Here is a 13,004-nt window from a genome sequence, read left to right as displayed (position 1 = left end):
ACGATTCGGCGTCATCGGCCTTCCGCGTTCCTCGGTTGCCGAGCTGTTCGACTACTGCTCGGCCAGCGAACGCAGGAACGCGGACACCTCATCGTGGACCGGTAGCAGACCGGAGGCCCGTGCTTCGGACAACCCGGGCGCCGCGGTGTCCTTGGGGGACAGCTCGAACTCCAAGGCCGAACCGTCGCGGGCGTGCGTCGGCCAGTCGATGCCCAGTTCCGGGTCGAGCGGGTTGATGCCGTGTTCACCGGCCGGGTTGTACCCGGTGGAGCAGAGGTAGGTGACGGTCGAGTTGTCGGCGAGGGCGCAGAATGCGTGGCCCAGCCCCTCCGACAGGTAGACCGCACGACGATCCACGTCGTCGAGCAGCACGGTGTCGTAGGTACCGAACGTCGGCGAACCGACCCGGATGTCGACGATCACGTCGAGGATGGCACCCGTCGGGCAGGTGACGTACTTCGCTTGTCCCGGAGGGACATCGGCGAAATGTACGCCGCGCAGCACGCCGGCCGCGGACACGGACAGGTTGACCTGGGCGAGGTCGAAGCGGTGGCCGATGACCTCGCCGAGCACGTCCGCCTTGAACGCCTCCGCGAACAGACCCCGCGCGTCGCCGTGCTGCACCGGGGTGAACTCCCAGGCACCGTCGATGGTGAGGGGTCGAACCTTCATGGAGAACCTTTCGCTTCAGAAACCCTTGCCGCGCAGCAGGAGTTCCAACAGATAGTCACCGTAACCGGACTTGCGCAACTTCTCGGCGCGGGTGCGAAGCCCGTCGTCGTCGATGAAGCCACGACGCCATGCGATCTCCTCGGGGACGGCGATCTTGAGTCCCTGGCGTTGTTCGACGGTGCGGACGAAGTTGCCGGCGTCGAGGAGGCTGTCGAAGGTCCCGGTGTCGAGCCAGGCCGTACCGCGTGGCAGCACGGTGACCGACAGCTTGCCGCGTTCGAGGTAGTGGGCGTTGACGTCGGTGATCTCGTACTCCCCGCGTGCACTGGGCTGCAGGTTGCGGGCGATCTCGACGACGTCGTTGTCGTAGAAGTAGAGGCCGGGGACGGCGAAGTTGGACTTCGGTTGTGCGGGCTTCTCTTCCAGCGAGATGGCGGTTCCGCCGGCGTCGAAGTCGACGACGCCGTAGGCCTCGGGGTTGGCCACCCAGTAGGCGAAGACCGCTCCGCCGTCGACGTTCTCGAAACCCTGCAGGCGATTGCCGAGACCCGGCCCGTAGAAGATGTTGTCGCCCAGCACCAGTGCCACCGACTCGGTGCCGATGTGCTCGGCGCCCAGGACGAAGGCCTGCGCCAGCCCGTCGGGTGAGGGCTGGGTCTTGTAGGTCAGGTTGATGCCGAACTGGTCGCCGTTGCCCAGCAGATTCTCGAACGCCGGGGCGTCGTGCGGTGTGGTGATGATGAGGATGTCGCGGATACCGGCGAGCATCAGGGTCGACAGCGGGTAGTAGATCATCGGCTTGTCATAGACCGGGACGAGCTGTTTGCTCACCCCCTGCGTGATCGGGTGCAGCCGCGAGCCCGTGCCACCGGCCAGAATGATCCCTCGCATGCCGATCAGCCTAGTGCCCGAAGCCGGGTGCGCAGAGTCATGAGGCGCCCGCCGCCGGGACGTCACGCGGCCGCCAGGTGTGCGCGCCCGGCGGGTCCGGTCCGCTCGTCGGTAGAGTGACGGCGTTCGTTGACGTCGACGAAAGGCCTGACGTGCGTGTTCTCGTGACCGGTGGTGCCGGGTTCATCGGCGCCAACTTCGTGCTGCGTACCCTGGCCACCCGCCCCGAGGTGTCGATCCGGGTCCTGGACAAACTCACCTACGCCGCCAACCCCGACACCCTCGCCCCGGTCGCCGACACCGTCGACCTCGTCGAAGGCGACATCACCGACACCGCCCTGGTCGACCGCCTCGTCGCCGAGACCGACCTCGTCGTCCACTTCGCCGCCGAATCCCACAACGACAACTCCCTGGCCGACCCCTCGGCCTTCGTCCACACCAACCTCGTGGGCACCTACACCCTGCTCGAAGCCGTCCGCGCCCATCAGGTCCGCTACCACCACATCAGCACCGACGAGGTCTACGGCGACCTCGACCTCGACGACCCGGCCCGCTTCACCGAGACCACCGCCTACAACCCGTCGAGCCCCTACTCCTCCACCAAAGCCGGCAGCGACCTACTCGTACGCGCCTGGGTGCGGTCCTTCGGCGTGGCCGCGACCATCTCCAACTGCTCCAACAACTACGGGCCCTACCAGCACATCGAGAAATTCATCCCCCGCCAGATCACCAACGTCCTGACCGGGGTGCGTCCCAAGCTCTACGGCGACGGCCGCAACATCCGCGACTGGATCCACGTCGACGACCACAACGACGCCGTCTGGACCATCATCGACCGCGGCCGCATCGGCGAGACCTACCTCATCGGCGCCGACGGCGAAGTCGACAACCGCACCGTCGTGGAAACCATCCTCGAACTCCTCGACCAACCCACCGACGCCTTCGACTTCGTCACCGATCGCCCCGGCCACGATCGCCGCTACGCCATCGACTCCACCCGCCTACGCACCGAACTCGGCTGGCAACCCACCTACCTCGACTTCCGCGCCGGAATGACCGCCACCATCGACTGGTACCGCACCAACACCGACTGGTGGCAACCCACCAAGAACGCCGTCGAACAGAAATACGCCACCACCGAACGCGTCATCGGCTGACACGACATTCCCCAGCGGCGCGTGGTCCGTTCTCAGGGTCGCCGCATACGGTGGTGGTCATGCGCGTACTCGTCAGCGGCGGCGCGGGCTACATCGGCTCGCACACCGTCGTCCAGCTGGTCTCCGCCGGACATGACGTCGTCATCGTCGACGACTTCAGCAACGCCAAACCGACGGTCGTCGGCAGGCTGGAGGCTCTCTCGGGTCGGTCGATACCCGTCCACGCCTTCAATCTCGCGGACGTGGACAAGACCGAACACTTCTTCGCACACGAGGACATCGACGCGGTGATCCACTTCGCCGGTTACAAGGCGGTCGGCGAATCCGTGGCGAAGCCGCTCGACTACTACCAGAACAACCTCGGTACGACGTTCGCGCTGCTGCGCGCGATGGAGCGGCACGACGTGCACACGCTCGTGTTCTCCTCGTCGGCGACGGTCTACGGCGCCGAGCCCCAACTGCCGATGACCGAGGACCTGCCGACCTCGGCGACCAACCCGTACGGCTGGACCAAGGTGATGATCGAGCAGATCCTGCGCGACGTCGCCGCCAGCTCGGACGCCTGGCGCATCGCGGCACTGCGCTACTTCAACCCCGTGGGAGCTCACCCGAGCGGGACGATCGGCGAGGACCCGTCGGGCATCCCCAACAACCTCATGCCGTTCGTCGCGCAGGTCGCGGTCGGCCGGCGCGAGAAGTTGTCGGTGTTCGGCGACGACTACGACACCCCGGACGGGACCGGTGTCCGCGACTACATCCACGTCGACGACCTGGCCGCGGGTCATGTCGCCGCGCTCGACCGGATCAGCACCGGCGACACCGGCATGTCGACGTGGAACCTCGGTACGGGGCAAGGCGTCTCGGTGCTCGAGGTCGTGCACGCGTTCGAGCGGGCCAGCGGACGACCGATCCCCTACGAGGTCGCCCCGCGTCGTCCCGGCGACATCGCGGCGTCCTACGCCGACCCGACTCGCGCGAACGAGGACCTGGGCTGGCGCGCCGGCAAGACCATCGACGACATGTGCGCCGACACCTGGCGCTGGCAGTCGGGCAACCCGAAGGGGTATCCGGACGCCTGAGGCGCTCCTCGGCCGCTACTCAGGCGGGCGCGTGCGGATCGTCGGGGTCGACGATCTCGTCGGTCGCCCAGCCGATGTAGCGCTGGGCGGAGGTCTCGACGACTCCGCGGGCGTTGTCGTCGACCACGACGCCGAAAGCGTCGTAGAGCCGGTCGAAGCGGAGTTCGCCGATACGGTCGACGATCTCGCGGACCAGCCGCGGCGACAGCGGGATCATGTTCGGATAGCTGCGCATGAAGGTGACCATGCCCGGTTGCATCACCCCCTTGATGGTGTCGCCGGTCAGGATCGCGCCACGCCCGTCGGCCGCGTCGGGTAGGAGAAGGACCGCGCTACCGGGAAAGTGCCCGCCGCACCGGACGAGTCGCACCCCGCCGGGAAGATCGGCGGTGCCGGTCCAGAACTCGATCACCGGGTCCGGGCGGGTCACCCAGCGTCGGTCGAAATCGTTGTAGTACAGCGGCACTCGACCGAATCGATGGCTGAGGGACACGCTGGCACCGACGAGGTGCGGGTGGCTCGCGGCGATGGCGGCAAGCCCACCGTGCTGCTCCAGCCACTCGACCAGCGCAGGCCCGATGAACCCCGGCGGCTCCCACAGGATGTTCCCGTCGGATGTGGCGATCACGAAGCCGCGCTGCCCGATCCCGACAGACGGCCGCAGCGTCAGGGCGGTCAGGCCGGGCTCCACCTCCTCGGCGGTCAGGGCGTTGTCGGCGTTCTCGTCCAACGGCGTCCAACTCGGCCCGCTCTCGGGGAGCCACTGCCGGTCGTCGTCGCAGATCGGGCACATCGCGGGCGGCGTCTCGCCGGGCGGGTACTCGTTGGCGCAGAAAACACACATCCAGGGCCGCATGTTTCGACGCTAACCCCCCGGCTCCCTGAAGTGCGAGCGCAGCGAGCCTCGAAGGGCTGGGTGAGATGGGTCGCGAACCCTTCGTGGCTCGTCGCTATCGCTCCTCGCACCTCAGGGAGCTGGAGATGTGCAGTTCCCTCGGATCAGCCGGCGGGCGGCGGATAGACCAGGTCGTTCACGCGATAGATCACCGCGTCGCCGCGGCGGAACACCTCGGTCAGACCCGGCGCACCGTTCTGCCGCAACGCCAGGAACGGGTCACCCTGATGTCCGCGCGCCGGGTCGGGCATGCCGCGCTGGAACTCCCAGTAGCTCGGGGGCGAGTCGATCACGTAGTGCACGTTCATGTCTCGCACTATCTGATCGATCGCCGGGTCGGCGCCGATCTCCGACACGCCCCAGAACAGGTCGCGCTGCCGCTCGGAGAACTCGTTGGCGCGATAGAACGGGAACATCGGGGTGACCCCGGTGACGGGATACAACCACCCGGTGCCCTGGTCGAGATTGTTCAGGACGAGCACGTCCTGGGCGTCGGGTTGCGATGCCAGCCATTGGTAGGCGGCGAGATCGTCGGGGCCGACGTATTTCCCGCCCCGCTCCTTCGACGCGATCTGGGCGTTCGGTGGGTACCGCACGACGGCGGCGCCACCGATCAGCGCAAGCAGCACCACGTACGACGCCGCGACGACCCACCGCGCCCGTGCCGGGGTCGCGCGGGCGGTGTCGGACGGTTCGAGGCGCCGTCGGATGAGTCCGGCGATGCCCAGGACGGCCGCACCGATCGCGACACCCGCCGCGGCCGCCGAGATGATCGCGACGACGAACGTCAGGCGATGCGGCGAGTTGTAGAAGTAGCCGCCGATCACGCCGAGGGGGTTGGACAGCGAACCGAGCGACACCATGGCGTTGGCGGTGACCAGCGCGAACACGAACCAAGCGGCGAGCCCGGCCCAGCATCGCAACCAGGCCAGCACAGCCAGGCCGAGCAGGGTGAGGACGATCAGCGCCCAGTTCGGGAAATGATCGAGTTCCAGCGGGATGGTCCCGTTGAACGCTCCCCTGGCAAGACCGTCGAAGACCCCGATGGTGTCCTCACGGAAGTCGAAGAACGGGAGTTCGTTGGTGTCGGCGACCCGAATGGTGCCCAGCACCACCGGCGCGATGAGAACCAGCGTGAAGACAGCCGTGGCCGCGAGGGCCGCGAGATCACGCAGGCGGCCGGCGACCGGACGCCACAGACCTTCGCACAGCCACCAGAGGCCGACGATCACGCCGACGACGATCAGCGCCGACGGGTGGGTGGCGGTGACACCGGCGACGGCCAGCGCGGCGGGCAATACCCGCGAACGGTCCGACACCACGCTCATCACCAGGACCGCGGCCACCGGGGCCAGGCTCACGCCGACCGCGTTGGGCACCGACGTCAGCTGCACCTCGACGTAGGGCAGCGACGGGAACAGTGCGCTCAGGGCCCCCGCGGTACCGGCGATCAGTGCGGAGGCATCGACGTCGTATCGGTGGCGGGCGAACCAGTAGGCCAGCGACGCGACACCCAGCGGTACCGTGACCGCCAGCACCGCAGGCGAATACGCGTTGTACAGCTCGACCGGGTCGGCTCCGGTCAACGGAAACAGCAGGGCACCCAACGCGTGCCAGGTGTTCGGGTAGTAGTTGAAGCCCTGGGTGTCGTAGTTCATCAGCTCGCCCATGCGCATGGCCGAGCCGATGCCCGTCTCGTGTATCCAGCGCAGAGAACTGGCGTGCCACAACGAATCCCACACCTGGGAGATGTTGTCCAACCCGGCGAACGCCGTCTTGACGAGCGGGCGGATGCATGTGACGGCGATGATCAGCCCACCGAGACCGAGTCCCGCGGCGACCCGCAACGCTGCGGTGCGGCCCACGCGCGGCTCGTCGGACACCGTTGCCGCCGGCGCCAGACGCGTGCCCCACCGGGTGCGCAACAACCGCGAGTAGATCCAGGCACCGCCGATCGCGAAGAGGAGGCCGACCAACGCGGAGACGGCGTTCCACTCGAAACCGACGACCGAGTACAACACCGTGAGGATCGAGACGAGCGCGAAGGTGATGGGCGGCCCGGCTGCGAGAGCGACCGGCCACGGCAGGTTCATCCGCCGGCCGACGAACGCGCCGGGCAGGATCAGCACCAGCGCGGACACCACGACGATCCATGCACCAAGCATCATCGCCCGCGCCTTTCCACACTCACCCGCTGCACACTCCCCGTCGCATCCGCGGCCACTGCCTGCGGTGCCTGACCAAACTCCCAGCAGGTTACCGGGTGCTCGGGGCGAGGCGTCGTGTCACCGTGCCCGGCCGGCTCCTACGTCTGCGGTCGACGCGAGCGTGACGTGCGGGTCACGCGTGAGTTCCGGCCCGTGGCGTCGATGCCCGACGAGGGTCACCGCCAGGCACGCGACGGCGGCCACGGCGCCGAACCCGAACATCACCGGATATGTGATCGCCGTCCACGTCTCCGAGATCCAGGCCAGCACCGCAGGCACGGCGAAGCCCAGGTAGGTCACGCCGTAGTAGACCGCCGTGAGTCCGGCAAGATCGTCGGGCCCGGCGATGCGCTGCACCTCGAGGAGACCGGCGATCATCGCCATGCCATAGCCACAGCCGAGCAGCGTCGACGCCAAGAGCGCGACCCAGACGGTCAGCACGTGGGCGGCAACCGCCGCGAGAACCATCCCGGCCACGAGCACCACCAGGGCGACGACGACTCCGCGGAGACTCCCCGGCCGGTCGATACGCCGGCCCAACGACTGGATGCCGAAACCGGCGGTCAGACCGAGGACGCAGCACAGGCCGGCAAAGGCGATCGGCGCTCCCGCGGTACGTGCGGACATGAGGGCGGGGACGATCGCATAACCCGACGCCGCGGCCCCGAAAACCCAGGGTGCGAGCGGCATCACGACGAACAGGAAACGACGGTGGGCCGCCGACGGGATGCGTAGATCGTCACGCAGACGACCCGGCGAAGCCTGCCTGGGACGCGTTTCCGGTACGAGCACGATCAGGTTCGCCGCCACGACCGCGACGGCGATGTTGATCAGATACGGCAGGACATGCGGCCAGGGGCCCCACTGTGCGAGAGCACCGGCCACCCCCGCGCCGACGCCGAAGCCTGCGGTGAGGCTCATCGCCGCGCGGCCGGCACCGGCACCGGTTCGTGCGCCGTCACGGTCGGAGAGTTCCTTGATCCAGCTACCGCCGACAGCCATCGAGAGACCCAGCGCGATACCGCTGCACACGCGCCCGGCGGTGAGGAGCGCCACCGACTCCGATCCCGCGGCCAGCAATCCCGAACCGAGGGCCGCGAACAGCGGGGCGGGGAGCATGAGCGGTCGTCGACCCAGCCGGTCCGACAGTGGTCCACCGATCAGCAGCGCGGGCACGATGCCCAGGACGTAGGCGAACAGCAGGGCGTCGACGACCACCGGCGACAGGTCGGAGATCTGCCGGTACATGACCAGCAACGGCGTGAACTCGTTGCCGCCCCACGCAGTGGTGAAGACGGCGAGCGCGACGGCGGGCCACCCGAAGCGGGTGCGGTCGGCACTCATGAGCCCGCTCGCAACGAGTCGTTGCCGGGAAGGTCGTGAACTGCGGTGAGGTGTCGAGCGAGGAGGCGGTCGAAGTGCTCCGAGTCACCCGCCTCGATGGCATCGAGCAGGTCCTGGTGGTCGTCGAGGATGCGAGCGGCCACGCGCGCGTCTCGGTGCACCGACGCCGTCGTCATCCGACGGTGCCGCTCCCCCAGCGTCGAGTAGAAGCCGGACAAGAGCGGGTTGTCGCCTGCTGCCGCGATGAGCTGATGGAACTCGGCGTCGATTCGCGCGAACTGCTGCATGTCGACGGTATCGGCCCGGCGGTGGGCGGCGAGATTGTCGCGCAGGCGGGTCACGAGGTCGGCGGCTGCGGCCGGGCGGGACACGACCGATCGGACGGCGTGCCGCTCGAGCAGCAGGCGGGCGTCGACGACGTCGCGGATCTCTCGGTCGCCGATCGGGACCACGAGGGCCCCACGCTTCGGGTAGAGACGCATCCAGCCCTCCGTCTCCAGACGCAGGAATGCCTCCCGCACCGGAGTACGGCTCACCGCACACCTCGCGGCGATCTCACCCTCGCTGATCAGCTCACCGCCGGCGATCTCGTTTGTGAGAATTCGCTCCTTGACCTCGGCATATACCCGCTCAGCAGCGGATTCAGAGGTCGCATGCAACATAGACACAAGTTGTACCTTACCAATGATCATTGGGGCCTTCACCTGGGCCGACCCACCTTCCGTCCCGATCCCAGACGGTGAGACACTTAATCCGGCCGTAACGAGCGTCACCCCGCTCACACGCGCCCGGCCCGCCTCCGCTGAGCACACCTCGCTCGCGTCGATGCGGATCACTTCTAGCTCGCGGGCAGCGTGGCCGGCGAGACGATGCAACCCGCATATTTCGCGGCATTCCAGGAGGACCCGTGACGAGCACGGAGGACACACGTATGGGTGAGACCCCCTACACCGAACCCACGATCGCCGATCACCCCATCACCGACGAAGAGATCTTCTTGGCGCACGTCGGCGGCAAGCTCTCGGTGGAGCTGCGCGCACCCATCGACACGCAGCGCGACCTGTCGATCGCCTACACGCCGGGCGTGGCCCAGGTGTCTCGCGCGATCGACACCGACGCCACGCTGGTGAACAAGTACACCTGGACTGATCGCCTGGTGGCCGTCGTCAGTGACGGATCGGCCGTCTTGGGACTCGGCGACATCGGCCCGCGCGCCTCGCTGCCGGTCATGGAGGGCAAGTCCGCACTCTTCCGCAGCTTCGCCGGACTCAACTCGATCCCGATCGTCCTCGACACCCAGGATCCCGACGAGATCGTCGAAACCCTCATCCGCCTGCGCCCGAGCTTCGGCGCGGTGAACCTCGAGGACATCTCCGCGCCTCGTTGCTTCGAGATCGAGCGTCGTGTCATCGAGGCCCTCGACTGCCCGGTCATGCACGACGACCAGCACGGCACCGCGATCGTCGTCCTCGCCGCCCTCAAGGGTGCGACGACCCACCTCGGCCGCGACCTCGCCGGCCTCAAGGTCGTGATCTCCGGCGCCGGCGCCGCGGGCGTCGCGTGCGCGAACATCCTTTTGGCAGTGGGCATCTCCGACGTCGTCGTGCTCGACTCCAAGGGCATCGTGTCCGAGGGAGGTGACGGCCTGAACGACTCGAAGACCGAGCTGGCCTCACGCACCAATCCACGCGGACTGACCGGCGGCGCGGTCGAGGCACTCGCCGGCGCCGATGTGTTCATCGGCGTCTCAGCGGGTCTGATCCCCGAGGAGCTCATCGCCTCGATGAACGACGACTCGATCGTCTTCGCCCTCTCGAACCCCGATCCGGAGATCCATCCGGAGGCCGCTGCCAAGTACGCCGCGATCGTCGCGACCGGCCGCAGCGACTTCCCGAACCAGATCAACAACGTGCTCGCGTTCCCCGGTGTCTTCAAGGGCGCCCTCGACGCCGGCGCGCGCCGCATCAGTGAAGGCATGAAAATCGCTGCGGCCGAGGCTATTTTCTCGGTCGCCGCCGACGACCTGCGCGCCGACCGCATCGTCCCCAGCCCGCTCGACGACCGGGTCGCCCCGGCCGTCGCGGCCGCTGTCGCCGACGTGGCCCGCGCGGAGGGGCACTGCTCCTAGTCGCTCGACTCCGACCGGCAGACCTCAACTCGACTCCCAGACCTCGATCGAAGTCTGGCAGTCGAGTTGAGGTCGATCGGTTCCTGACGGCTCGCTCGGCTCAGTAGTTCTGGTCCTGCCAGGTGCACAGGCACACCTCGTTGCCCTCGGCATCGGCGAGCACCCAGAAGGCCGGGGCGTACTGGTCCGTGAGGAGCTGACCGCCGGCGGTGATCGCGGCCTGCAGACGCTCGTGCAACTCGTCGGTCGGAATCCACAGGTCGACGTGCATGCGGCTGCGTTGCGGGCGCGGCTCGTCCATCTGCTGGAACCAGACGCTGGGTAGGCGGCCGGCGGGATCGACGAGGTCGACGGGCTCGCGCTCGGCGGCGTCTCCATAGCCCAGGACCGCTTTCCAGAACGGCCTGATGGCTGGGATGTCGAGGGCGTCGATGGCCAGGTTGAACTGGGTCACCGGCGCGGACACCGGTTCGAGGCCGAGGTCGGCGGCGATGCCGGTGATCCGGTTCGCAAGCGCCACATCAGCTTCGGTCAACTGGTGGGCACTGTGTGTGGTGAGCACGAGATGCACTGTCCCGTACCGGAGGTCGATGTCCGGGTGATGGTTCGCTTCCTCGGCGGCATCGATGATCTTGGCGACGAACTCACCACCTCGCACCATCGAGCCGGTGTTGTAGGCGGCTGCGAGCCTGTCGGCGATGACACGCCAGGGCTCGGCCACCATCTCGGCGGCCTCGGCGGTGGTGAGCGGTGTGCGAGTGGACCCGGTCATACCGTCCCATGCTGCCCCGTTCAGCCGGATGACGAAAGGGGGGCCGGTCAGCGCCTGTTGGTGGTCGCCGCGGCGAGTGTCGTGATTGCCGCGTGCGTCGCGGGTAGGCAACCGCGACGCGCGTCCTGGTCGAGGACGGTGCCGGCGCCGATCACGGGGTCGTAGTCGAGACCGATCACGCCGCCGACCGAGCCGGACACCACGTTGACCAGCATGTCGGCGAGCCCGTCGTTGTGGGTGGCCGGTAGCTGAGAAGAGATGACGACGATCGTCTTCTCAAGCACCCCTGCCCGGTCCCATTCGGTGAAGACGACGCGGGCACGGTTCAGCAGGTCGGGCCGGGCCGCGATGACGAGTACTGGTGTGAGGTTCGGGAGGTCGTCTTCGGCGAGTTCGGGAAGCAACGTGAGCGGATGCGCTCCGGCGTCGACGACGGGAACCGCGCCCTGCCGCCACGTCTCGACGACAGCGTCGGTGGCCGTCGCCTCCTCGGGTGGCAGCCACAGACCTGTCCCCGACGCCGTGCGCAGGAGTTCGGGGTTACCCGACCCCCGGAGCCGCAGCTCGATGTCACAGTCGTTGCCCGACGCGTCAACCCACCACGACAGCAGCCCGAGCGTCGACGACGCCCGATGCTCCGCGAGCAGCGCCGACACCACAGACGTACCAACACCTCCGGCCGTCCCGCACACGACGACGGCCCGCTCGGCCCAGGCCTGCGGGTCGCCGTCGCGTGGTGTGGTCGGGTTGGTCATCTGCGTTCTAGGGTCTGGATGTCGAGAGCATTAGATACGCTAGGAAACGATCATGTTCGCGCCTGCGCCGTATCCTTGACGTACCGCAACGGGGCCGTTGGCTGAGTAAGGCATCACGGCAATGTTCGCGAAGCCAAGACCAGTCGTAACTTCCCAGCTCTTCGTTGTCCCCCGCCGGGGGCCGAACGACGCGGGGACCCACTTCTGCACATACAGACCCCGAATGCTCGTAGTTTGGGTCAGTAGAAGTACGCGGCAATTGAGATTACGCTTCCAGGTCAACCCATCGCCCGTAAATCCATGCGACGAAGCAGTTACGCGAACGACCCCGCTCTTCTTCGGAACACTCTGCCACCTAACCGACAGAGCTCCCCGACAGAATGAATGGTCGCCGAACGTGCCAAACGTCGAACTGCTCGTCTGCAGGATATGTAGCGGCGCCGCAGATGCAGTTCCAACACCAGCCAAACTTGCGACAGCGACGACCACGAGAGAAAGAGCTGTCACGACAATCTTCTTCATAAGGAAACCTTCCAGATACTGACATCTCACACGATGACGCAGGCTTCGAAAAGTCGCCGCTCGCTTCACCGTAACGGCGACTTTGGGGTGACCACTTGGGAGCCGACCCTCGCACGAGGGCGGCGGTCGCCCCGGTTTGCGGGTCGACTCCGTCCGAATCACTTCAGAAAACGGAGCGCCCTACAAGCGAATCGGCTAGACACTTTGCGGGGTCGACAAGCTACGGCACCAACATGTAGTGCGACACCCCGTACGACTGCATAACGCGGACGGGGTTATTGCGCGCGTATGAGACAGCTTGAAACTGAACGACACCGGACCCAGTCCTGATGTCGTGGACCACCTTCTGTCCACGGCGCGGCCCGAAATCGGCGTTGAAGAAGTTCCACTTGGCATACGCCTCAATGCTCGTATGCACTGTGCCGATCAGAAGCTTGCACACCGGCTTCCGCTTCCAACTCGGACCGTTCCCTATAAAGCCTGAGGACGTGAGCGTCACCCGAACGACCCCGCGCTTCGCTGGGGCGGGGGTCAACCCGACGTGCAGAACCCCTCTGCAATAGGAATGATCACCAAAGGTTC

General features: G+C 67.1%; 11 protein-coding genes. 3 read left to right on the top strand and 8 right to left on the bottom strand.

Features of this window, described 5'->3' with window-relative positions:
• Window positions 1-51: 51 nt before the first annotated feature.
• Both ACSUZC_RS02935 and rfbA read right to left on the bottom strand, forming a co-directional pair.
• A complete protein-coding gene (locus ACSUZC_RS02935) occupies window positions 52-672 on the bottom strand; it encodes a dTDP-4-dehydrorhamnose 3,5-epimerase family protein (RefSeq protein WP_439031430.1) in 621 nt (206 codons plus the stop codon).
• 15 nt (window positions 673-687) lie between these two features.
• Complete coding sequence (gene rfbA / locus ACSUZC_RS02930) at window positions 688-1,563, bottom strand: glucose-1-phosphate thymidylyltransferase RfbA (protein ID WP_439031429.1); 876 nt, start codon at window positions 1,561-1,563, stop codon at window positions 688-690.
• A 152-nt stretch (window positions 1,564-1,715) separates the two neighbouring features.
• Here rfbA and rfbB point away from each other — a divergent pair, with 152 nt between their 5' ends.
• Window positions 1,716-2,720, top strand: coding sequence for a dTDP-glucose 4,6-dehydratase (gene rfbB / locus ACSUZC_RS02925; RefSeq protein WP_439031428.1), 1,005 nt, complete (start codon window positions 1,716-1,718; stop codon window positions 2,718-2,720).
• 59 nt (window positions 2,721-2,779) lie between these two features.
• A complete protein-coding gene (gene galE / locus ACSUZC_RS02920; RefSeq protein ID WP_439031427.1) occupies window positions 2,780-3,799 on the top strand; it encodes a UDP-glucose 4-epimerase GalE in 1,020 nt (339 codons plus the stop codon).
• A gap of 19 nt (window positions 3,800-3,818) precedes the next feature.
• Here the strand turns inward: galE and ACSUZC_RS02915 are convergent, their stop codons facing one another.
• The 4 genes from ACSUZC_RS02915 to ACSUZC_RS02900 form a co-directional block, all read right to left on the bottom strand.
• Window positions 3,819-4,655: a hydrolase gene (locus ACSUZC_RS02915; RefSeq protein ID WP_439031426.1), complete on the bottom strand. Its 837-nt coding sequence runs from the start codon at window positions 4,653-4,655 to the stop codon at window positions 3,819-3,821.
• A gap of 143 nt (window positions 4,656-4,798) precedes the next feature.
• Window positions 4,799-6,862 carry a DUF6541 family protein gene (locus ACSUZC_RS02910; RefSeq protein ID WP_439031425.1) on the bottom strand — a complete coding sequence of 688 codons (2,064 nt, stop codon included), beginning with the start codon at window positions 6,860-6,862 and terminating at the stop codon, window positions 4,799-4,801.
• A 117-nt stretch (window positions 6,863-6,979) separates the two neighbouring features.
• Complete coding sequence (locus ACSUZC_RS02905; RefSeq protein WP_439031424.1) at window positions 6,980-8,245, bottom strand: MFS transporter; 1,266 nt, start codon at window positions 8,243-8,245, stop codon at window positions 6,980-6,982.
• Window positions 8,242-8,907: a GntR family transcriptional regulator gene (locus ACSUZC_RS02900; RefSeq protein WP_439031423.1), complete on the bottom strand. Its 666-nt coding sequence runs from the start codon at window positions 8,905-8,907 to the stop codon at window positions 8,242-8,244. Before ACSUZC_RS02900 ends, ACSUZC_RS02905 begins: the two co-directional genes overlap by 4 nt.
• 269 nt (window positions 8,908-9,176) lie before the next feature.
• Here ACSUZC_RS02900 and ACSUZC_RS02895 point away from each other — a divergent pair, with 269 nt between their 5' ends.
• Window positions 9,177-10,373 (top strand): NAD(P)-dependent malic enzyme, encoded by a 1,197-nt coding sequence (locus ACSUZC_RS02895; RefSeq protein WP_439032977.1) that lies wholly within the window; start codon window positions 9,177-9,179, stop codon window positions 10,371-10,373.
• A 100-nt stretch (window positions 10,374-10,473) separates the two neighbouring features.
• Here ACSUZC_RS02895 and ACSUZC_RS02890 read toward each other — a convergent pair whose 3' ends face one another.
• Both ACSUZC_RS02890 and ACSUZC_RS02885 read right to left on the bottom strand, forming a co-directional pair.
• Window positions 10,474-11,145: a VOC family protein gene (locus ACSUZC_RS02890; RefSeq protein ID WP_439031422.1), complete on the bottom strand. Its 672-nt coding sequence runs from the start codon at window positions 11,143-11,145 to the stop codon at window positions 10,474-10,476.
• Window positions 11,146-11,192: 47 nt separating this feature from the next.
• The gene (locus ACSUZC_RS02885) at window positions 11,193-11,900 is read right to left on the bottom strand and encodes a hypothetical protein (RefSeq protein WP_439031421.1); all 708 of its coding nucleotides are present in this window, start codon (window positions 11,898-11,900) and stop codon (window positions 11,193-11,195) included.
• Between the last annotated feature and the right edge of the window lie 1,104 nt (window positions 11,901-13,004).

Origin of the sequence: Gordonia terrae (genome assembly GCF_051789125.1) — a bacterium.
Classification (GTDB): Bacteria; Actinomycetota; Actinomycetes; order Mycobacteriales; family Mycobacteriaceae; genus Gordonia; species Gordonia terrae_A.
This window is presented reverse-complemented; position numbering and strand designations above follow the sequence as displayed.